The sequence below is a fragment of the Thermostichus sp. MS-CIW-34 genome, assembly GCF_054060435.1.
This window is the reverse complement of sequence record NZ_JBSSDE010000050.1, coordinates 1-20,530: the sequence shown is the minus strand read 5'-3', so window position 1 is coordinate 20,530 and position 20,530 is coordinate 1. Positions and strand designations below refer to the sequence as shown.

General features: G+C 54.3%; 22 protein-coding genes and 1 tRNA gene. 11 read left to right on the top strand and 12 right to left on the bottom strand.

Annotated elements, in window-relative coordinates:
* The first annotated feature begins 351 nt into the window (after positions 1 to 351).
* Both glgA and ACVWYY_RS13320 read left to right on the top strand, forming a co-directional pair.
* Positions 352 to 1,893, top strand: a complete 1,542-nt coding sequence (gene glgA / locus ACVWYY_RS13325; protein WP_414399358.1) for a glycogen synthase GlgA — start codon at positions 352 to 354, stop codon at positions 1,891 to 1,893.
* Between the two features lie 45 nt (positions 1,894 to 1,938).
* Positions 1,939 to 2,559, top strand: coding sequence for a hypothetical protein (locus tag ACVWYY_RS13320; protein WP_457403806.1), 621 nt, complete (start codon positions 1,939 to 1,941; stop codon positions 2,557 to 2,559).
* Here the strand turns inward: ACVWYY_RS13320 and rsmD are convergent.
* From rsmD to ACVWYY_RS13305, 3 genes are read right to left on the bottom strand one after another with little or no spacing between them, the layout of a single operon-like run.
* Positions 2,556 to 3,107 carry a 16S rRNA (guanine(966)-N(2))-methyltransferase RsmD gene (gene rsmD, locus ACVWYY_RS13315; RefSeq protein WP_414407375.1) on the bottom strand — a complete coding sequence of 184 codons (552 nt, stop codon included), beginning with the start codon at positions 3,105 to 3,107 and terminating at the stop codon, positions 2,556 to 2,558. The two genes, ACVWYY_RS13320 and rsmD, sit on opposite strands and share 4 nt — an antisense overlap.
* A 9-nt stretch (positions 3,108 to 3,116) precedes the next feature.
* Positions 3,117 to 4,004: a Sll0314/Alr1548 family TPR repeat-containing protein gene (locus ACVWYY_RS13310; RefSeq protein ID WP_457403805.1), complete on the bottom strand. Its 888-nt coding sequence runs from the start codon at positions 4,002 to 4,004 to the stop codon at positions 3,117 to 3,119.
* A gap of 39 nt (positions 4,005 to 4,043) precedes the next feature.
* Positions 4,044 to 4,805: a HEAT repeat domain-containing protein gene (locus tag ACVWYY_RS13305; RefSeq protein WP_457395642.1), complete on the bottom strand. Its 762-nt coding sequence runs from the start codon at positions 4,803 to 4,805 to the stop codon at positions 4,044 to 4,046.
* A gap of 362 nt (positions 4,806 to 5,167) precedes the next feature.
* Between ACVWYY_RS13305 and ACVWYY_RS13300 the strand changes: the two genes are divergently transcribed.
* The 3 genes from ACVWYY_RS13300 to ACVWYY_RS13290 all read left to right on the top strand — a co-directional run bounded on the left by ACVWYY_RS13300 (position 5,168) and on the right by ACVWYY_RS13290 (position 6,590).
* Positions 5,168 to 5,443 (top strand): Uma2 family endonuclease, encoded by a 276-nt coding sequence (locus ACVWYY_RS13300; RefSeq protein ID WP_457403803.1) that lies wholly within the window; start codon positions 5,168 to 5,170, stop codon positions 5,441 to 5,443.
* Positions 5,401 to 5,781 carry a Uma2 family endonuclease gene (locus tag ACVWYY_RS13295; protein WP_457403822.1) on the top strand — a complete coding sequence of 127 codons (381 nt, stop codon included), beginning with the start codon at positions 5,401 to 5,403 and terminating at the stop codon, positions 5,779 to 5,781. The genes ACVWYY_RS13300 and ACVWYY_RS13295 overlap by 43 nt, the downstream gene beginning before the upstream one ends.
* 194 nt (positions 5,782 to 5,975) lie before the next feature.
* Entirely contained in the window at positions 5,976 to 6,590 is a 615-nt protein-coding gene (locus tag ACVWYY_RS13290) for a Uma2 family endonuclease (protein WP_457403802.1), read from the top strand.
* Positions 6,591 to 6,684: 94 nt separating this feature from the next.
* On the opposite strand, the gene ACVWYY_RS13285 is transcribed toward ACVWYY_RS13290, so the two are convergent.
* Positions 6,685 to 9,396, bottom strand: coding sequence for a phospholipase D-like domain-containing anti-phage protein (locus tag ACVWYY_RS13285; protein ID WP_011433328.1), 2,712 nt, complete (start codon positions 9,394 to 9,396; stop codon positions 6,685 to 6,687).
* Positions 9,397 to 9,498: 102 nt separating this feature from the next.
* Here ACVWYY_RS13285 and ACVWYY_RS13280 point away from each other — a divergent pair, with 102 nt between their 5' ends.
* The gene (locus ACVWYY_RS13280; RefSeq protein WP_414357407.1) at positions 9,499 to 10,014 is read left to right on the top strand and encodes a nucleotidyltransferase domain-containing protein; all 516 of its coding nucleotides are present in this window, start codon (positions 9,499 to 9,501) and stop codon (positions 10,012 to 10,014) included.
* Positions 9,974 to 10,423: a HEPN domain-containing protein gene (locus tag ACVWYY_RS13275; protein WP_457403801.1), complete on the top strand. Its 450-nt coding sequence runs from the start codon at positions 9,974 to 9,976 to the stop codon at positions 10,421 to 10,423. The genes ACVWYY_RS13280 and ACVWYY_RS13275 overlap by 41 nt, the downstream gene beginning before the upstream one ends.
* 21 nt (positions 10,424 to 10,444) lie before the next feature.
* Here ACVWYY_RS13275 and ACVWYY_RS13270 read toward each other — a convergent pair whose 3' ends face one another.
* Positions 10,445 to 13,249 carry an anti-phage-associated DUF1156 domain-containing protein gene (locus ACVWYY_RS13270; RefSeq protein ID WP_457403799.1) on the bottom strand — a complete coding sequence of 935 codons (2,805 nt, stop codon included), beginning with the start codon at positions 13,247 to 13,249 and terminating at the stop codon, positions 10,445 to 10,447.
* 52 nt (positions 13,250 to 13,301) lie between these two features.
* Here ACVWYY_RS13270 and ACVWYY_RS13265 point away from each other — a divergent pair, with 52 nt between their 5' ends.
* Positions 13,302 to 13,541: a DUF433 domain-containing protein gene (locus tag ACVWYY_RS13265; protein ID WP_011433325.1), complete on the top strand. Its 240-nt coding sequence runs from the start codon at positions 13,302 to 13,304 to the stop codon at positions 13,539 to 13,541.
* Complete coding sequence (locus ACVWYY_RS13260) at positions 13,541 to 13,711, top strand: DUF5615 family PIN-like protein (RefSeq protein WP_187147225.1); 171 nt, start codon at positions 13,541 to 13,543, stop codon at positions 13,709 to 13,711. Before ACVWYY_RS13265 ends, ACVWYY_RS13260 begins: the two co-directional genes overlap by 1 nt.
* Before the next feature lie 89 nt (positions 13,712 to 13,800).
* On the opposite strand, the gene ACVWYY_RS13255 is transcribed toward ACVWYY_RS13260, so the two are convergent.
* The 6 genes from ACVWYY_RS13255 to ACVWYY_RS13230 form a co-directional block, all read right to left on the bottom strand.
* The gene (locus ACVWYY_RS13255) at positions 13,801 to 14,019 is read right to left on the bottom strand and encodes a hypothetical protein (RefSeq protein ID WP_041437369.1); all 219 of its coding nucleotides are present in this window, start codon (positions 14,017 to 14,019) and stop codon (positions 13,801 to 13,803) included.
* Between the two features lie 41 nt (positions 14,020 to 14,060).
* Positions 14,061 to 14,738 carry an anti-phage-associated DUF3780 domain-containing protein gene (locus tag ACVWYY_RS13250; RefSeq protein ID WP_083757646.1) on the bottom strand — a complete coding sequence of 226 codons (678 nt, stop codon included), beginning with the start codon at positions 14,736 to 14,738 and terminating at the stop codon, positions 14,061 to 14,063.
* Positions 14,735 to 17,776 (bottom strand): anti-phage-associated DUF499 domain-containing protein, encoded by a 3,042-nt coding sequence (locus ACVWYY_RS13245; protein ID WP_457440801.1) that lies wholly within the window; start codon positions 17,774 to 17,776, stop codon positions 14,735 to 14,737. The genes ACVWYY_RS13250 and ACVWYY_RS13245 overlap by 4 nt, the downstream gene beginning before the upstream one ends.
* A 184-nt stretch (positions 17,777 to 17,960) precedes the next feature.
* Positions 17,961 to 18,155, bottom strand: a complete 195-nt coding sequence (locus ACVWYY_RS13240) for a hypothetical protein (protein ID WP_011433320.1) — start codon at positions 18,153 to 18,155, stop codon at positions 17,961 to 17,963.
* A gap of 70 nt (positions 18,156 to 18,225) precedes the next feature.
* A tRNA-Ser gene (locus ACVWYY_RS13235) sits at positions 18,226 to 18,310 on the bottom strand.
* An 85-nt stretch (positions 18,311 to 18,395) separates the two neighbouring features.
* Positions 18,396 to 18,866 carry a tetratricopeptide repeat protein gene (locus tag ACVWYY_RS13230; RefSeq protein WP_414418001.1) on the bottom strand — a complete coding sequence of 157 codons (471 nt, stop codon included), beginning with the start codon at positions 18,864 to 18,866 and terminating at the stop codon, positions 18,396 to 18,398.
* A gap of 237 nt (positions 18,867 to 19,103) precedes the next feature.
* Between ACVWYY_RS13230 and ACVWYY_RS13225 the strand changes: the two genes are divergently transcribed.
* Positions 19,104 to 19,736: a DUF4384 domain-containing protein gene (locus tag ACVWYY_RS13225; protein WP_414330041.1), complete on the top strand. Its 633-nt coding sequence runs from the start codon at positions 19,104 to 19,106 to the stop codon at positions 19,734 to 19,736.
* On the opposite strand, the gene ACVWYY_RS13220 is transcribed toward ACVWYY_RS13225, so the two are convergent.
* On the bottom strand, positions 19,733 to 19,885 hold the full coding sequence (locus ACVWYY_RS13220) for a hypothetical protein (RefSeq protein WP_414350837.1): 153 nt from the start codon (positions 19,883 to 19,885) through the stop codon (positions 19,733 to 19,735). The genes ACVWYY_RS13225 and ACVWYY_RS13220 overlap by 4 nt on opposite strands.
* Before the next feature lie 45 nt (positions 19,886 to 19,930).
* On the opposite strand from ACVWYY_RS13220, the gene ACVWYY_RS13215 reads away from it, so the two are divergent.
* The gene (locus ACVWYY_RS13215; RefSeq protein ID WP_414407603.1) at positions 19,931 to 20,326 is read left to right on the top strand and encodes a DUF4346 domain-containing protein; all 396 of its coding nucleotides are present in this window, start codon (positions 19,931 to 19,933) and stop codon (positions 20,324 to 20,326) included.
* The last annotated feature ends 204 nt before the right edge of the window (positions 20,327 to 20,530 follow it).

The following is a 20,530-nucleotide window of genomic DNA, read 5'->3' as shown; positions in this document are numbered from 1 at the left end:
CAGCCGATAAACACGAATCTGTCGCGCTTGAGCCAGTCATCGACGATGTCGAACCATCCTCGCTCCTGACGCACGCGCCCTACCGCTATGGTCATAGGACGATATCTCCAGAACAATGACGACAAATAAAGTGCAATACAGCAGCGCCTGCAACATTTCTAAGCAGCACTGTCCTTCCATCTTACGAAAAATCAATAAGTTGCAACACAGCCTCAGGAAGAAGCGCTGCCTCAGCTCATCCGGCGCAGGGATCCCTTGTGTTTTAGGATGGGAAGGGTTTTGGCTGAGGGCAACTGAGCCGGGATCCGTTCACGGCGGCGGAGCGGAGCCCACAACACCAGGGAGGGCAGCGTGGTTCAAGCCAGGATTTTGTTCGCAGCGGCAGAGGCAGCACCTCTGGCCAAGGTGGGGGGCATGGCGGATGTGGTGGGATCCCTGCCTGTCGTTTTGCGCAAGCTGGGTCAGGATGTCCGCATCATCATGCCTCTGTATGGCTTTCTCTGGGACAAGTTCGGCCAGGAACCGGGGCAATACCCCCGCTCGAAAGATCCCATCTGGTCTAAACAGGTCATGGGTCAGGTGGCCGATATTTACGAAAGCGTTTTGCCCGGCACCGATGTGCCCCTCTACTTGGTCAGCCACTACTGCTTTGCTCCCCACCGCATCTACTACGGCGAGGACGAGTTCTGGCGCTTCACCTTTTTTGCCAACGCCGTAGCCGAATTTGCCTGGACTTACTACCCCTGGAAACCCAACATCATCCACTGCCACGATTGGCACACCGGCATGATCCCGGCCTGGATGCACCAAGCTCCCGATATTGGCACGGTGTTCACCATCCACAACCTGGCCTACCAAGGGCCCTGGCGCTGGCAACTGGAGCGCATGACCTGGCTGCCCTGGTATTTTTCTGCCCACAACACCATGGCTGCCGGGATCCTCTACGCCGACCAAGTGAACACCGTCTCGCCCACCTATGCGATGGAAATTCGCACCCCTCTGCATGGGGAAGGACTGCAGGACTTGTTGGCCTGGAAAGGGGAACGGTTGCGAGGAATTTTGAATGGGATCGACATCGATAGGTTTGATCCCCGCACCGACCCAGACCTAGAGGCCAATTTCAGCATCGATGATCTCAGCGGGCGGGCGACCAACAAAGCCACGCTACAGGCCAAGTTGGGCTTGACCGTTAACCCAGATACCTTCCTGATGGGCATGGTGGCCCGTTTGGTGGAGCAAAAAGGGATCGACTTGCTCATCCAAGCCTTGGATCGCTTTTTGGCCTACAGCGACGCGCAATTTGTTTTGCTGGGAGGCAGCGGCGAAGCCTACTACGAAGGGCGGATCCGGGAGATGGCCGAGCGGCACCCGGGCAAAATGGCCTACCAAAAAGGCTACCAACCCAAGCTGGCCCAGTTGATCTACGGGGGGGCAGATGCGTTTTTGATGCCCAGCCGCTTTGAACCTTGTGGCATCAGCCAAATGATCGCCATGCGCTATGGGTGTGTGCCCATCGTCCGCCGCACGGGGGGGCTGGTGGATACGGTCAGCCACCACATCCCCAGCAAGGGGATCGGCACCGGCTACTGCTTTGACCGCTACGAAGCCCTGGACTTCTACACCTGTCTGGCGCGGGCTTGGGAAGCCTTCCAGCACAAAGAAACCTGGCAAGCGCTGCAGAAGCGGGGCATGGCCAGTGATTTCAGTTGGCACCGCTCGGCGCTGGAATACCTGCGCATGTATGAGCTGATTCTCAACCTACCGCTGCTGCCGGAAAAGCCTCCAGAGCCACCCAACTCGCCCAGCTCCTCTCCGCCCAAGCTCAAGAAGCCCATCTCCTCCCAGCCTCGCTCCAAAGGGATCCCTGAGCTGCAGCAAAGACCCGAGGAGTAGGGTAAAGTGGAACGGGTCAAGAGAGGTTTTGGGGGTTACCCGCACATGATTGGACGACGTCCCGCTGTTGCTTCCCAAGGCTGTCGCCAGGACGCCATCGCACAGGGGCTCAGCCTTCTGCGCCGTTCTTGGGCGCGGTTGGTTTTCGGCGTACTGCTCGGCCTCATCTTGGGCGTGGGCTCCACCTTCTGGGCCACCGCTCAGCAGCTCCCTGCCGGACAGCAGCTTATTCCCAATCCGCAGCAGTTTCGCGCCCTAGAGCAACCCAGCAGCGCCCTCAGCGCATTGCGAGCCGAACAACTGGCCGCCGAAGCCAATGCCGCCATCCAAGCGCAAAACTACGACCAGGCTGTCGAGCTGCTGCAGCAGGTGTTCAACGCCTACAACCAGCGCTCCAACTACCACCAAGATCTCTCCCGCGCCTTCGCCGGGATCCAAAACCGCATCTCCGAAGAACAGCGGGAGCTGGCCCGTGTTGCCGCCCAAGCCCGGGATCAAGCTGCCTACGATTTGGCCGTGGTCTACCGCGCCGCCGGGCGACCGGAAGAGGCCGTGGGCTGGCTGATCCAGGTCATCAACAGCCAGAGCCCAACCCGCGAGCTGGGCACCCAAGCCTACCAGCAGCTCTTGGAAATCGGCTTCGTCAGCACTCCCTTCCCCAGCTAGAGCTGCTCTTCCAGATTGCGATAGAAAGCCAGCGCCGTTTGCCCATAGGTTCGTTGGTCAAAGCGCAGCAGGGATCCCACCTGGTCTGGTAGCTTCTGGCCGCTGCGATGCTCGACGATCAAGGTTCCGCCTGGCTTGAGCAAGGGCGGGATCAGGGGCAGGAGCGGGGCGTACAGACCGGCCTCGTAGGGAGGAGCAAAGTACACGTAATCAAATGGCTCCAAGTTCAGGCCGCGGCTGAGCAGCTTGCGGGCATCTCCCTGAATGACCTGGAAAGATTGCCCCAGCTGCGCCACCTTGGCCCAGTTGGCTCGGATGATGCGGCAGGCAGGGGCGGCAATCTCGATCCCGGCCACAAAAGCGGCCCCCTGACACAGGGCTTCTGCCCCCACCGTACCGGCCCCACAGCACAGATCCAGCCAGCGACAGCCTTCCACCTGCCCTTGCAAGATGTTGAACAAGGCCTGCCTCACCCGGCCAGGGGTGGGTCGGGTGCCCAAGCCAGTGGGAGTTTGCAGCGCTCGTTTGCCGCTGATGCGCAGGCTCATGGGATCCCTTCAGGGGCTAGGCGTGGCCGGCAACTGGCCGGTCAACCCACTGCGCTGGGCGGCGCGATCCCGCTCCATCTGGATTTGCTCCACCAAAGGTTGGGGCAGTTGGGCGGAAGCTTGCAGGGCCTGATCGAAAAGGGGGACGGCCTCTCGGTCTTGCCCTTTGGAAACCAGAATTTGCGCCTTGAGGTAGTAAAGCTCGGGGTTGCTGCAAGAAGCAGCAATGGCTCGATCCACCGCCTCCAGCGCCTCGTCAAAGCGCTGCATATCCCGGTAGGCCAGAGCTTGGCCGCGGTAGGACAGATAGTCAGGAGCTGCCATCCGAAACTGATTTAGAGCCTTCTCCCGGTAGGTCAGCAGCAAATCCATGTAGCCGTTGAGCAGATTGAGCTCCGGATCGCTGCTGTCCACTGCTTGGGCGGCCCGGATGGAGGCAAACAATTGATTGAGGGTGGGCAGAGCTTTGGGCAAACCGATGACCACCCCATCTCGCACCACTATGTTGGCTGCCTCTAGCCCGTAGCCCACACCCTCGTAAAGGTTGCCACGCAAGGGATCCGTCTTTTTCAACTCGGCGGCCACCTGTCGGGTTTGAGTGGCCAACTGGGCAAATGCTTCCAGGTCTCCCTCCTGATAGGCCAGCGCCGCCAACAGGGCATAGACCATCGGCTCTTCGGGGGAGGCCTTCTTGGCCATTTCCAGTTTTTCCCGGCTCTGGCTGTAGCGGCCTGAACAGAAGAACTCTTCAAAAGCTGCCGCCACCTCCGGCCTGATGGGGCGGGCATTGTCCCCGCTGCGGAAGGGATCCTGCGCCCAAACGGGCAGAGCGGATCCCCACACCCAACAAATCACCCCCAGCAGTTTGCCCAGCCTGCTCATTTTGCCGATACTCATCCCCAGTGCCTCAACTCCCACCCCCATCTAACCCTCTCTTCAGCGCAGCAGTTGGGCAATCGAAGCAATAGCGGCATCTTGAACCAACTCATTGGGCTCATAGGCCAGAAGATCGTGCAAGGGATCCAAGGCGCGCGGATCCCCGATTTGGCCGAGGGCACGGGCTGCCGCCTCCCGCACCACCGGTTCATCGTCCGCAAGCTTGGTCAGCAAAGCCGGCACCGCCTCCACCACCCGCATTTGCCCCAACCGGTAAATGGTTTGCAGTTGAGCCTCAAGAGGGGTTGCTGGGAGAGCAGAGCTGTACACAGAAATACCCGCAGAACCGTCGGAGGAGTAGCCGCCATAGGCCATCGAGATGGCCGAGAGAGCCTGCAACGCCTCTAGGGCACGAGATCGCTCTGCCCCGCTCATCTGGGGCAATTGAGCCACCAGATCATCAAAAGCTTGCTGCACAGGATCGACAGCCGCAACCTGTTGGGCAATGCGAGTTAATTGGCGATCCGCCTGCACCTGCTGCCAAGACTGGAACGCTGCCAGACCTGCCACTATCAAAGCCGCATCGGCCAGAATGGCCAGCAGCGCCATTCCTCCCCAAATCTTGCTGCGACGGCTGAGCCTTCGCATTTGCTTATCCACATAGACAAAGGCTTGGTGCTGCCGTTCCCAAAAGTCGGGGGCCACCTGCAGAGTTTGAGCGCTCAGATCGGGAGACAGAAGGTTTTCCTCGCGGGCTACCTCTAGGCTCTGTAGCCTTTGATTCAAGCGAGAAAATTGTTTCGTCCAGAGCCAAGTAAACATCAGGTCACGTCCTCTCTGCAAACCTGCCATCGAGAACCAAGTCTTGCTGACACAACATTGTGCAGGACATTGTGCGGGAACATTATGCGGGCTGTGCTGGCGTTCAGTGTCAGGCAAGGTTGGCCCACTTTCCCCTGGGATCCCAGAGGGGGAGCTTATGCGACAGGATAACAAAAGCGTCAGCTCCCCACCACCGGTCTTTACCCCAGAATCGCAGGATACCTCTCATCATGGAGAGGCCGACGAAGGACGCAGAGAGGTTGGCTGCACTTGCGACCGAGAGAACCCGAAGGCCACCGCGTCGAGCTTCTCGACACCCGACTGACCGTTTGAGCCATTCTGCCGCTGCCTGAGGAGATGCCATGACCACTGCCCTCGCCCCCCGTAAAACCCACACTTCAGAGGAATACTTTGCCCTGGAAGCTGAATCAGAGGCCACAGGCGGGATCCGCCGTGAATTTCGCAATGGGGAAATTATTGAGATAACTGGCGGCACACCCATTCATAGCCAACTGATTACCAGTGTCAATGCCCTACTTTGGCTTAAGCTAAGAGGCAAGGGTTTTCCGTTTTTTCTAGTGATCTCAGACTTTACATACCTGCCTTCGAACAATATGTCTATCCCGATGGTATGGTGATCCAAAACCCAGTTCAGCTTAAAGAAGGGCGCAAGGATACTGTCACTAACCCTATCTTAATTGTGGAAGTGCTCTCGCCTGCCACCGAAAGCTACGATAGAGGAGCGAAGTTTGCTGCCTATCGCTCTCTCCCAACTTTACAGGAGTATCTGCTAATTGACCAAGCTCGAATCAGTGTAGAACACTACCGCCGCCAGGGAAATGTCGAGTGGATCTTCAGGGACTACCATGCCCTGGATGATGTTGTTACGCTGCCATCTGTCAACATCACTTTTTCCCTGGCAGACATTTACGGTGATATTGAATTAGAGCAAGATTCAAATGCAACACGCTCCTGACAAGAACCTACTCCCCCACTTGAAACGTAGATGAGGCAAGTTGGGAATGCCTGAAGTGATTCTGCTAGATATCTACATCCGGCTCTGGCTAGGGTTACACGGCTATGCCATAAAAGACTATTAAAGGATGAGATGGGCGACAATGTTTGCAGAAGTATCTAGGGCGTTTTAACTCATTCAAGGGAGGAAAAACTATGACTGCTACCTATGCTGTGTCTTCTAAGCCAATGACTTTTGCTGAGTTTCTGGAGTGGAAACCTAACAGACGATACGAACTACACAACGGAGTTGCGGTTGAGATGCAACCCACAGGGAAACATGATGAAATCAGTGGTTTTCTTGCCATCCAATTGGCATTAGAAATCCGCAGGTGCAACCTCAACTATTTTCTAGGTCGGGACACCTTGATCAAGGCGCCGGAAGGCGATACTGCCTACGCTCCTGATGGGGTGCTGATTGACCGTACCGCCTTGGCCAGAGAACCCCTGTGGCAGAAATCCTCGACGCTCATCCACGGAACCTCTATTCCTCTTGTCATTGAAATCACCAGCAACAACTGGCGAGATGACTACTGGCATAAGCTGAGTGACTACGAGACGTTAGGTATTGCCGAATACTGGATCGTTGACTACCAAGCGTTGGGGGGTCGTCGGTACATTGGCGAGCCGAAGGTTCCCACAATCTCTGTTTTCCAACTGGTCAATGAGGAATATCAGGCGCAATTATTTCGGGGCAATGACCGGATTCGCTCTAAAGTTTTCCCTGAATTAAACCTCACGGCTGAGCAGATTTTTCGGGCTGGAGCCTAGCATGGTCAAGGCACTTCCGCCCGTATTAACTCGTGGTCAGAGGCAACTTTTTCCAGCCCATTGGCAGAAGCATATCGAATTGGCTGATATATGGCTACCACCCTTCTGAAAGACGTTCCACAATATCCCGACGGGACAACACCTTTTCGCAGGTCTCCCATCTTGGGCCTTTGGGTTCAACTGTGCTTGCGTAGCGCAGCTCAAAAGCGTTGGCCTGTTTCTTGCGCTCTGTAAACTCCTGCAATTTGGCCTCCAGAGTTTCGATATTCTCAATCCACTCATCTTCGATAGTATCGGGCAAAGAACCGAACAAGTCGTAGCGATCTTTCATCCGCTGAGAAAGCACCTCGTATACCTTTTCGTCGTGGGTACCGTGGTACACCAGGTTGAGCATGTCCACACGGTCGCGGGTCTGACCAAAGCGCTTGATCCGCCCGATGCGCTGCTCTAGGCGGGAAGGATTCCAAGGGAGATCAATGTTGATCAGCGTGCCCAAAGTTTGGAGATTCAGACCTTCACAAGCAGCATCGGTGGCCACCACCAGCCGAATGGTACGCTCTCGCACGGCTCTCTTGATATCTTCCCGCTCTGCGCTCCGCCATTCTCCGGCAAAAAACAAACCCGACTTGTGGGCGCCTGCATAGAGAGCCACACTTTCTTGAGGCAGACGTTGGCTCAGGTTGTTGGCCACCCAATGGGCGGTATCAAAATACTGGCTGAAAATGATGCATCCCAAGTCCAGCCAGTGTCGTTCCTGTAGGAAATAGAGGACGGCATCGAGTTTGGGATCCGTGCTCTTTTGGCTCAAGACGCTAACAATGCGCTCCAAATGGGCATATTCTGCCTCTAAAATCTCTGGAAGGTTGTCTAACAGCCAATCTTCTTCTCCGTCCTCCTCAAAAAAACGCCGCTTTTCCAGTAGTTTCTGAGCCGTAGATAGGCCGCTGGCAATACTGGAGCAGATCCGGCTTTGCATGATGCTTTTCATAAACCCAGCGGATTGGGTACGCTGTCTCAAAGCCCTAGCAAAATCTTGGGCAGCTTCATAGGCCACATCAAATTCGGGAGAAGTGAGCAAACCCAGCCCACAGAACATGGGCAATTGCTCTCCCTCGCTCGGCCAAATATCGACGGCAATCCGCTCAAGCAAGCCCAATTCTTCCAAGGTAGAGCGTTTTCGCAATACGGTATGGCGCAGAATTGGGTTGTGTCGCTGGAAAAAAGTCAGCCCCTGTTGGCGCTCTTCCAGGGCATCTCGCAGTTCTTGGCGGGTGAAGTCCTCCAATTCCGTCAGGGGCTTATCTGTGAAGTGTTGACCTTTGAAGAGCTTCAGATCGCTGCGGATGTGGTCAAACAAGGGATCCTCAACAGATGGCGGCAGAGGATTGCGGAGCAAATTCCAGGCAAAATGCTCGTCGGTCACTGCTTGTTGTCCTGTCAAGATGGGCAGGATCCTTTGCGTCTGCTGCCACAACTGCTGATGCCGTCGTCCCAACACATGCTCGGCACCGCTGTTGAGCACTCCCAGCAGATCCCACAGCTCCTCAACATGGGTTTGGATGGGGGTGGCTGTGCCCAAAAGGACGTGCTTGGACTGGGTGGCCGCCTTGCCCATAAAGTCCAAGAGATTGTTGGGTTTGGGATCCCTTACCGTGACACCACGGGTACAGCGGGCGCGGTGGGCCTCATCCAGGACAATCGTGCCAAAGCGTCGTTCCAAAAGGCATTGGGCTTCGGGGGCATTGTGAAAGATGAGACCCGTAGAAACAATACCAATTTGATAGGGGCAACGGCCAATACCTTCAGCACCCTTGGTTTTGATGATGTGCCCATTGGCATCTTGCCATACCTTGCGGTTGGAGAGCCACACAGCAGAGGGAATGCCCAGTTTATCTTTGAGTTCCACTTGCCACTGCTGGCAGAGGGTAGCCGGACAAAGAATTAAGGCTGGCCCATCTTCCAAAAGGCACGCCACCATCGCCGCAACCGCCAAAGACAAGGTTTTACCCAGCCCCACTTCATCTGCCAGAATGAGTCGCACTGCACCATACAGCTCTCGGTGTTCCAGGAACATTTCCACAAACGACTGCTGCCATGGTTTGAGAACCTCACCCCGGCGATAGAGAGGGGCTTCCACCAATGCGGCTCCAGGAACATCGACAGGTTGCAAGTCTTGAAGAAATACCTCTACCTTGCGAGATAATCGCCCCACCTCTTCCACAATCGCTTCTGGCAGAGGAACACTCCGTTCCCACAGGTACTGAAACTCCGCTTCGACCCAAGCAACCCCTTCTGGCGACTGGTCTTCCCAGACAATTTCGTAATGCTCTTGCCATCCCTGCCGCGTTTCGTTGAGGCTGCCGATAAAAGCAGATTTGGTGCCATCTCTTGCCTCAATAACACCTGCTTTGCCGTGGAGAAAGGGGGCATCTGCGGCTGACACCACTCGCACTTCCACTTTGCCGCTTTTGAGGATTTCGTAAAGTTGACGGTAGCGGGGGCGCTGTAATAGGCTGGTGATCAATTCTCCTTTCTCTTCGTTCCATTTTTCTTTGAGCGCCATTTCTCTGGCCTGGCGGGAAGCTTTGCCGATGGCAATATCCCAGGGATCCAAGTCGCTGTTACAGACGATCTGCACCTGCTCGATGTGTGTAATCTCTTCAGTCACCAATTCAAAAATAGAAGAGCGAAAGTACCCAGCAATGCGCTTGTAGGTGCGTGCCTTTGCCAGGCGATCTTTGAGAAAGACATGGCTGAGCCGCTGCTGGCGGGAACTGAAACGGCGTAGGAAAGAAGTGCTGGACATGGCGGGCTGGGGTAAAATTGTAACAATACTCTAGCCTTAAAATGAGCAGCCGAAGGCGCAAGCAGCGTCTTTGCAGAATAAGCTGATCAGCGCAAGGTAGCCATGTCAACCGTACAAGAGTCTGCAGGCTTTCAGGGCAGAGAGAAGCGCAGCATAGGAATATCCGAAGCACAAGCGCGGCTTATTCAAGAGAAAATTCAATCCGTCTTTGGCTCGGATCTGTGGGCTATTGTTGTCTATGGATCCCGCGCCAATAATTCATGGGTTCACGGCTCTGACCTCGATTTATTAGTAATTGCAGAGAATATACCCGATTGCAGAAGCAGAGATGACTTACTGCTTCCTACCTGCAGGGATCTAGAAAAACTTCTTGGCTTGGAGATAAACTTTATCTTGCTAAAGCCCACAGAGCTATGCAGGCCAGCCAGCTTGACTTATGAAGTGGCTACCAACCACCACATCATCTATGAAAAGCAGAACTGCATCACGCAGATCAGGGATATAGTCAATCAACTCATCTGTGACAGTTTAATTACGTATAAAGTATGCCGGGGGATCCCCTATTGGGTGAATAACGATGAGAAAGAAATTAGCAAGAGACTACTATCAAAGGGCTAATTATCGCATCCAAGCGTTGTCATTCTTCTATGAGGTTGGCGATTACGCTGATGTAGTTCGGATGTGCCAAGAAGTCATTGAGTTATTCATCAAAGCTTGCCTAATCATTAAGGGAATAAACTACGGCAAAACCCATGACCCTGGTGGCCAAGTAGCAGAAAATAGGGAACGGTTCCCAGAGCTTTCTGACGAGGAAATAGCCTTGCTGGAAAACATATCATTTGAGATGCGCAAAGATAGGGAGTTGGCTTTTTATGGAGCTGTAGATATTGTCCCCTTGGAATACTACAAACAAAAAAATGCGGACAAGGCTATAGTTTATGTTAACCAAATAAAGTCGATTGTTGAGAAATACTTTAACTCAGATGCTGAGCTTGAAGGAAGCCCTGGCAATACAACTTGTGAGTGAGTTAATCCTATAACTTCTTCTTCAACCCAAGCGTTCATTTCTAATCAGTGCAAACAAGATATTAGCGGCTGAGGATTCTTCTGGATAGCGGTGTTCTCGCTTGCGGGCGATGTATTGACAAAAAGCCATCAAATCATCCCGGCGCATGTGGTAGTTGGGCACCAAAGACCGCAGGTGTTCCATCACCTCATCGCTATCCGCCTCTTTCTGCAGTTCGTAGAGAGCAAACAAAACGGCTCGCAGTGCTGAGCGGCCAAATTCGCCCTCAAAGCTGCTCTTCTTGAAGTCTAGAGCATTTTTGAGTCGGGCATTGTTGGGCTGCTGAGAGGCCATCAATTCGCCATAGTCGCCAACTCGAAATGCCTTGGCAAAGTTCTGGTAGTTGTCCAGCTTCTTCAGCCCTACCGCTTCCAGTTCCATCATTTTCAGATAAAAGCGCTCTGCACCACAGCACCCCTCCCACACCCCCTGCGCGATGCCTTCAGGTACAAGATGCTCATTGGCAACCTGCACAGCGTAATCAATAATTTCTCGCACGATGTCTCTTTCGCCTTTGGGTCGGGGGCGCAGGGCTGCTGCCACCATATCCTGTCCATCAATGCGCCGGTAGCCCGTCAATACCCGCAACGCTGCCGCATAACCTGCCATTTGCAAATCGGCATCCTCAAATAGGTTTTCGGTGCGCCCCTTGCCCTTGGTACTCTGATTTAACCCCACCATGGTCTCAATTTGATGGGCAACTTCCTGCCGCACTTCCTCCACCAGTTCGTCCCGATAGGCGGACTCGTCGCGCACCCGCTTGCGCGCTACCAACAATACCGTGCCCTGCACATACCCGCCCTTTTTCAGTTCGGAGGTGGTTTCGGTGGCAATGTACCAAGCGGCTGTAACTTGCAAGCCCGCCCCCCACATGATGCTGGCCATATCCGACCATACTTCCGCATCCTGATGGGTAAACATCACAATTTGCAAGCCGTTGTCGGGCATGTGGTTCGCTAGGGCGCTATAGGCGGCAATCATGTCCTGCCGAAACTTTTCCCCTTTGCCCTGAATGGCCAACGCCCGCCGACTGTCCCACACCCAATCGGCAAACTCCTTGGGCGGATTCTTCCGCAACCACGCGATGAAAAATTCCGTGATCTCGTGGTAATGCACCGCATCCGCATACGGTGGATCGGTGATGAAAATATCACTAAAAGCATTACAGTTGTTGGCGGACAGAGCATGAATAACTTTTATTTCTCCATTCAGCAAATCCCTTTTATAAGAAGGAAATCTTGCGTTTTTATCTAAAGCTGTTGTCCGTATTGCATAAGTATACATAGTATTCAATGCCTGTTGATAGAATGTGTTTTCAGGTTTTTCCCAGCTAGTATGCCAATGACATAATCTTGAATTCCAATCGAGAGCGCTAATTGAACCAAATAATAAAAATATTCTTGAGTTCTTGTTTAATAAACTTGATTGAAATAACTGATGTAAAAATATCTGCCGTGGGTTAAACAAATGATGCCAATACGTCCAGCCCCGCTCGCGAACGAGGCGTGTGGTTTCTTCCCCCGGTTCGATCGCCATATCGGGTACCAGGCCAGCTTCCTGCCAGGCGGCCAGGTTTTCCCGCACGATTTGTTCCACCTTTTGTTCCCGTGCCAAATCAGCGGGGGTGACGCTGGCAAAAAAGGTTTCTTGGCGGCTTTGGCCCAAGGTTTCCGCCGTTATCCACTGAATGCAATACAGCCGTTCTTGAAAAATATCGTCCGGGCGGGGCATAAAGTCGTGTTTTTCCCAGCGGCGCAGTTTGTTGCCGGTGGTGCCATCGGGCAGGCGGTAATCGCCGCGAATGGTTTTGATCGGCGTGCGGTATTCTTCCCCATCCAGCACGTACACCAAATCGCCCTTTTGCACGGTGCCTTTGGCGGCGGCGGTCATTTCCGCTTCGCTCACTCCCGTGACAATTTCAATTTCAAAGCGTTTTTGGTCGTAATTGGGGATTAACTTCGCCACCACATTGCGGGTTTTGCTGATCACCCAACTGGGAGCCATTGGCACCATCCAGCCCGTGTGAGGGCAACGAGTTTCCAGGCAATACAAATAGGCTTTGGCGCGGTTGCCGTGTTCATCATGCTCGATGCCCAGCTTCGTAATTTCCTGATCCACCGCTGCGGCTACTTCCCTTTGGGCTTGCTCAATTTCCCGACGGGTGGCTTCATCTGCCCCCACGATATTCAGCGCTCCCCAAGTGAGCATACAGGCAATGGGATTGAGGTCGCTGGCATAGACATCGCAGCCCAGCCGGGCCGCTTCAAAGGGGATTTGGCCGCTGCCGCAGAAGGTATCTCCCACCCGCGGGCGATGGCCAAACCGCAAAGTCCCCAGTTGTTCCACCAATTCCGGGAAACTGTGGGCATTTGTCCCCAAATGTTGGTTCACCCGATCCCAAATGGGGCCGTAGAGGGTGGCATCGTCGCATTCTTCCGGCCGTTTGCAGAGTTCCAGTTTTTCCAGGTAAGAGCGTTGCGCCAATTTGAGTTTGTCCCGTGGCGATTTCAAACGCCGTTCCAAACTGCTGTCGGCGATGCCCATCAGCAATTCAAAAATTTCCAGATCGGCTTCGGGGTTATCGGTGGCAGGCAATAATGCTCCCAACACACAGGCTTTGGCGAGGATGAGGGGTTTGCGCCCTTTCCAGTAACTTCCCAAGGCGGTGAGGGTTTGTCCCAAATTTGCTTTGCGTTCTTTTTGGGCTTCGGCGCTGATTTTTTGGGCAGGCAAGAGCCGCTCGATCAAACTCGGCTTATCTTTCCAAGCAAGGGGGATGATGGACAAGGGAGATCTCCGGCGATACCATCGATCATGGTAGCTCTTAGGGCCCTAAGCCGTGAACTGGGAAGACTATATTCATTCGGATCCCGATATTCTCCTGGGTAAGCCAGTTTTCAGAGGAAGTCGCCTATCGGTGGAATTTATTTTGGGGCTATTTTCGGCAGGCTGGACGGAAAAGCAGATTTTGGAAAACTACCCTACGCTGACTCCAGAAGCACTTAGGGCTATGTTTAGCTATATCCAAGAATGTATGCGTGAAATGAACTTCTACAGTTTTTCAGATAAAGTTAGTTGATGCAATTTCTCGTCAATGAAAATTTTCCACGCTTAAGTATCTGTCTATTGCGAGATGCTGGCTTAGATGTGGCATCGCTCTCAGAGGAAGCTCCAGGTACTAAAGATTTCGAGGTCTTGGCTAGAGCTGCACAAGAGAAGCGGATTATATTGACTTTTGATCGGGATTAGCGTCCTTTGTAAGTCTAGCTTGTCCAAATCTGGAATGGACTCTGGAAGAGCGTTAAACAACTTGCGAAACTGGGCAGTGGTGCGAGATTTCACAGTGTTTCGGGGTTTAATTCTTCCGTCTTGCCTGCTTGATACTCGGCTATTGCCTCGGCACCGAGTTTTGCTAACATATCCGCTGAAGAAGCAAAGGATTCTTCCCATCGCTGATCGTCTTCTAGCTCATCAAGAATCAGGCTGGCAATTGCATTTTGCTCCTCTGTGGGTAGAGCTTTTAACTTGCTAATCGCTTTCTCCAGCAGTTCTGTCATCATTTGCATTCTCCCAAATAGGCGGTTTTATCTAGTATAACTTAATCTCTTAGCTTTGTCGTGCCAATGGTTGCTTCACTATCCCAAAAGGGCGAGGGATCTTCTTGCAAGCAGGATAACAGGCTGAGTTGATCGGCTTCTACGGCTTCGCTACGCAAGCTATCGGAACAAGCTGGCTGGTATGGGCGCTTGACCGGAGTGGGCACACTCAGTTCCGTCAAGGGATTTTCTGTGAGGGCATAGCGCAGGGCTTTGCGCCAACCGATATTCCCGTGATCGACACCCCCTGTCGCCGCTGCTGTCATGGTGTAAAGCCACCAGCGCTCTTCTGGACGCAGCCCTCTCCAGTTGCGAATGGCATTGGGGATCGCCTCCGGTTTGGCCCGTTCTACTGCCCAAGCCAGCACCAGCAATTCCTTCCCCAGCAGACGTTCTACGAGGTTGCGGCCAGTTGTCCAACGGCTCGGATTCATTTTTTTCGCCCGCAGGCGGTCATTAAACTCTTGTTTGAGATCCTCAGCAATCTGGCTCCAGATAGACCGGCTGAGAACACAGCGCTCCGCAATGTCCGGCTGTCCGTTGATGCCCGCCTTGATGCCATAGACTTCGTAAATCAGCACAGGAGCGGTTCTGCCGGCAGGTATTTCGACCACAAAGTGGTGGGGATCAACGGTTTTGGGACAGCCGAACCCCACCGTCTCCCATTTTTTATCGCTCACTGCTCTACCTCTCCCGGCTCAGGATTGATTTCCAACCGATGCAAAAAGACTTCCAAATCGTGGCCGCTGCTGAAGCGTAGGTCGTCCAAGCGCAGACTCACCTCTGCCGTCTCATTGCCCAAAGCCTGACGTGCTATCGCAATAAACTGCTCAATGTCTTCCGCTTTTACCACCATATCGCTTCCAAAACGGGTGGTGATGGCTCGGTTCCCTTCCCCCACGGTTAGGGAGATCCCACCCGCCAGTCGCACACCCAAAGCCTTGCTCTGATTGATGGCCGTATAACTCGCCTTATTTCCTTGCAGGTTGAGGCGCTTGTGCAGCTTAGCCGGTTTGTTTTTGTCAATCACCGGCCCTTTTTGGTCGAGCGCCGGGATCGTGAAGTTGCGAGTGGTGCTCACCCCTTGATCTTCGGCGTAGGCATAGATGGTAACGGCTTCTGATCCCTCTAGTTCGATGGGGCCAGTGTAGAGGGTGCCTTCCCGTGGGTTAATGCCCGTGGTGTTCCAGCGAATTTGACCACGGGGTTTCACGGTTAGCTCTACGGTGCGCTTGCCGCCGCCAATACGAGGCTGGTGGGTGAGGGTCAGCGTATTCTTCCAAGCATAGACATCCCCTGTCTCGTGCCGGCCATCCGGGTCAATGGCGACAAACCACAGGGCAGTGGCATCGGTTGTCCAGATCGTATCGGGCACCACAGGGCTGTTGGCATCCACATTGGGCGTGTAGCTGTAGTGAACACGGCCATTTTTGCCCGCATCTCGAGGCAGAATTTCCAAGGTAGCCGTACCGGTGCGGTCATCGTATTCTCGCTGGGTGATGGCTACGGATGTGCGGGGGGGCGGAAAGGGCCCCTTTTCGATGTATCCATCTTCGGTGTACCGCCAGCGACCTTGGCTGACGGCTATCTGCCGCAGGGTATCCATTCCTTTGGGGGGCAACCAGGGCCAGCGCTCGTTGGTGATGGTGCGGGAAACCACGTCTCGCCAAGGGATACGCCGCTCTCCCCCTGCCGGCCACAACAGGTCTTCTGCTCGCGACAGCAACGCCTCGGCATTGGCTTCCACATCGACATACAGCTTGGATGCACCGACATCGGATAGGGCTTTTTCGATCTGCTCTTCAGCATGGAAGGTATTGCCCGTAAAGGTCATGGAGAGCTTGGTAGGAGTCAGTTTGCCCTTGATGGGGTAATAGACCCGATTGAACAGGCTGACCACAGTGGCGTTAAAGTCGTAGGCGGCTTGTTCGGCCTCTTCCTCCAGTTCTGCTTTGTGGGGGGATTTGTCTCCACCGGTTTCTTCCAGTACTCGGGCAACGGCCCACAAACGACGGGTTTTGTCTTCTAGGCTGGCCAGATTGGAGCCATCTCCGGTAACCACACAAAAGTTGTTCTTCTCGGGAACACTTTCCCAAAACTGCTGGGCCTCTTCTGGGGGTGTTTTGCTGTCTGGGCTGAGTACCAGGCACACCCGCGGGCCATTGAGGCGAATCTCATCAATTTTGGGCAGGGCTTGCACCTCTTGATAGGCAATCCGCCGTTGGGGTCGGAAAATTTCTTCCAGCCGCCGCTTCATTTCCGCATCAATTTTCGGCTGGGGAGCGTTGCGGGCACGGCTATCAATGCGCTTACGCAGGTTCTCGATGTTGGAAAAGTACCAAGCATCGTTTTCTTTGCGGTGCAGGTACCAGGCGTTGGCACGGAACGCTTGAAAAGCATCCTGAAATTCGCTGACATTCCGCTGAGGAGCTACTAGGTATTCCAAAAATTGCCCCTCGGTAAAGCCTTTCACAGCATCAACTGATTCAGACAGAGAGGCAGTCAACAGCAGGGCAGCAATCTGACTGGCAGCATCATGGCCCAGTTTTTGATCCACCAGTTCAGCGACAGCAGTGCCATTGGCCGCAATATCGTGGGCAATCGCTCCCTGTAGATTGCTGATTTTGTTGATCTCTTCCCGCACATCTGGGATGTTGAGGTTCAGATGCTGGCAACCGATCAGGTAGACATCGTTGCTGGGACGCTCCCATACCGACTGGATTATTTTTGAAACAAACTGCATCAAGCCGCGAGTTTGACGGTAGCTTTCGTTTTCCTTAAATAGGGCAATGATGTGCTTAACCGAAGGATGGAAAGGGTAAGAAGCATGAATTTCGGCGGCAATTTGTTCGGCAGTTTTGGCAATTGATTTGGCTCTGGCTGCATCTCCCAGCACTTTTGCGTAGGCAGAAGCAACTGCATCAATGGTTTGTACATTGGGCAGGGAGCTAAATAGCCGCTTGCGGAGAATGTCGTAAATTTCCGATGTGCCCAGGTCTACCGGTGTGATGGATCGCGCTTGGCGGTTGGTTTCTTGAGCGAAGTTACCGATTGCTTTTTGCAGTTCCCGTGAGGCTCCTTCGTAGCTGCCGGATAGATTGGAAATGACAATGCAGCAGCGCTTTAACTTCAAGGCGGCACTCAGCAGGTTCGATAGGGCGTAGGTTGTCACTTGCGCCAATGTACCTCCGCCCACCATGCGGGTAATGGCGTAGTCGAAGTAGGGCGGCAGCTCGTCCAATAGAATGAGGGTGGGTTCATCTCCAATTAAATCAATCCAATCCTGCTCACTGGGGGCATCTGCTCCGTGCTGCCAAAATTTGACAAAAGCCTCTTCTTTCCCCAGTTGCCGGGCAATCTCTCCCCAAATAAACCGTTGCTCGAACTTGAGGCGTCCATTGATGGCAACCAGTTTAGCGTCGGCAAAAGGAGCATCTTGAGTGATGTCTGGCACAACCTCGGCACGCAAAGCGGCATCCCGCGCCAGCAACCCTAGGGCAATCATGGAGTGGGTTTTACCACCCCCCATCGCCTGTTTGAGTTCAAACACCGCTTGGTCGGAGCGACCTGCCAGCCGTTTGAGCCCCTGACGCAGCAACAGATCCATCCCGCGGGTAATGTGGTTTTTGGCGAAGAATGCCCGGGCATCCTCTGCTGTATGCTCGATAACATTCGACAGATTTTCAATTTGCTCAACTATGGCGTAGTTCAAGGCCATAGGATGAATTTGACAAACGTCTTTGACGGTGGGAATCATTGCGGCTAGCTCCTGCTACCCAAGATGGTGACCCTCTCTTCAACTAAAGGAACTGTGGGGGGTGTTCAGTATTTAGCAGAGCTGACACAGGCAGGCAAGGGCGGCTGTTCGATATTCATGTCCCGCCTTGTTTGGGATGCGACGGTCAGGATGGGGATCCCTCTGTGAGGATTTGGTTAACCTTTTCTGTCCACTGGGGATCTTCAGGTGCAATCACTATGCTCTTGGGTCGGGATCCCAGTTCCCGATAGATGGGCTCCACTGCGGGAGTGCCCCGCAACTGCCAAGCTATGTCTTTGAGCTGTTGAGTGGTCAAGGTCGATAAATCAAGGATGGTCATGTGGATAGCTCCCCCTCTGGGCCAGTGAATCTCTGTAGCTTCGACCCGTTGGGCTTTACCTCAAGATAAACGGAGAGGGTGGGATTCGAACCCACGGTGGCGTCAACCACGGCAGTTTTCAAGACTGCTTCCTTAAACCGCTCGGACACCTCTCCAAATTGCCGGGATCCCCAGGCTTTACTTATGTTACGCAATGGGTTTCTGGCTGTGCAATCGCTGCCGACCACAACCCCCACAGATTTACCCGCCACTGCCGCCGGAGACCTGAGTGGACGCCTGATGGTTGCGAATGGCCCGCTTGACCAAATTGAGGAAGGCAAAGGCCCGTTGGTCGGTGGGATCCAAGCGCATCACCGCTTGAAAGGCTGCTTCCGCCTGTTGCAGAACGGCCAGATCGATTTGTCCGTCCTCATCTGCTTCCAGTTGGGCCTTTTGCAAGAGGAGGGCCCCTCGATTGTAATGGGCTGCCACATGGTTGGGATCTGCCGCCAAAACGGCTTCCAGCTCTGCCAGGGCCGGATCCAGATAGCCGCTCATGCCCAGTACCCAGGCCAGCTTGTAACGAGCTTCGGTATGGGTTGGATCGGCAGCAACCGCCTGCCGAAATGCCCGGATGGCAGCCTGGAAATCGCCCGCTTGTACCGCTGCGATGCCTTCTTGGTAGCTGTCGTGAGCCATGAGCAAGTTGGGGGTTGACTGGGAAGCTGGCATGAGGAAGGGATCCCTTACCTGTAGATTAACCCTTGCCAAACCGGTGGCTCCCAATTCCCATCCCAGGTACCGAGAACAGAGCCGTGCCCCCGCTGGTTTACCGTCTTTTCCCTCTTGGGGGTGCCATCTGCAGCAGGAGAAACTGCCGCGGCAAGAGATTGGAGATTGCGCAAAGCCTGACCCGCATAACCTGCGCCCCTTCCTAGGATGAACATAGCCATTGATTGGGTGTGAACCATGAATGCCAAACTGCTTTTCCTACCGCTGGCTTTGGGGCTGTCTGTGGCTCCGACCACCGCTGTTTTTCCGCAAACCCTGGGCATCTACCCTCCTTTACAAAGGCTGCAACTGGCCGATACTCGTCAGTTGGATGTTGGCACCCGCTCCATCATTGTCAACCCCGTTCCTTCCGACCTGCGGGTGAATCTGGAGCTGGATCGGCACGGGTCTAACCCCATCTACCGGCCTGGCGAGCCGATTGCCATTACCCTGAGCACCAACCGCGATGCCTACGTTTACCTGTTCAGCATCCAAGCCGATGGCCGTACCCATCTGATTTTGCCCAACCGCTTTTCCGGCGGCAACGAGTTTCTGCGGGCCGGAGAAGTGCGCACCTTCCCGCCGCCAGGGGCCAGCTATCGGTTGACCATCGCTCCACCCTTCGGCCAAGCCCAGGTGTTAGCGGTGGCCTCTCCCCGTCCTCTCAACTTCCAGGAGATTGCCTCTTTTGAGCAGAGTGGCTCCTTTGCCGACGTGCGGGTGCGGGGATCCCAACTGGGCAATGCCATTGCCCGCGCCATCATCGTCGAGGGGATCCCTTCCGACCAGTGGGTGACGGCCACCCGATTCTATCGGGTTGCCCCGCGCTAATCCAAGCTCTGAGACCTCAGGTGGATGGCCCGCACAGGATCCCCTTCATCGGGTATATGACCAGCCCCACCGTTCAAGCTGGGAAGGAAGTCAACCACCCCAAAGGCTGCCCAAAGATTGGGTTCATCTGCCACAATGAGAGCAGCCAAAGGTAGTCTCGGCTACGTCCTGTGTGGTTCTGGGTCAGCCGTTCTATGTCCCCTTCCTCCAATCCCCTGAGCGAGCAGATTCGCAGTATTGACGACCATCTCTCCCGCCGACCCCTGGATCTGGATCCGGCGGGCTATTTCGTCATCTACTTGGATCGGGAGCAGAACCTCATTTGCGCCAAGTACTACAGCACCGTCATCAACGAGCGGGGGCTGGCCACCGATCCGGAGACAGGAGCTGTGATCCCGGCCAAGGGCTCCGTCAACCGATCCCCTGAACGGGTGTATGTTGGGCGCACGGCCAAAGAACTGTGTGTACAGATCTTTGAAAAGGAGCAGGAGAGAGTGGTCTCCCAGCTCAGCCATGCGGCCTACTTGGGAAGGGAGTTTCAAAAAGCCGAAGCTGCCCTGATCTCTGGCGAGGAGTACATCCAAGACTGATCCCTTCCCAGAAAGCTCACCAAATTTTCGGGCTGGAGACCCGCACCATAGCCGCAGGCTTGGTGTCGGGAGGAAAGCCCTCCTCCTTATAGGTTTGCCGGTCAAAAGCCTGGATGAACTACAATAAGCCCATGAGCCAGACTATATCCGTACGTTGCAAGCTGATAGTCCCACAAGAGTTGCGTCAAGAAATTGACCGCACTT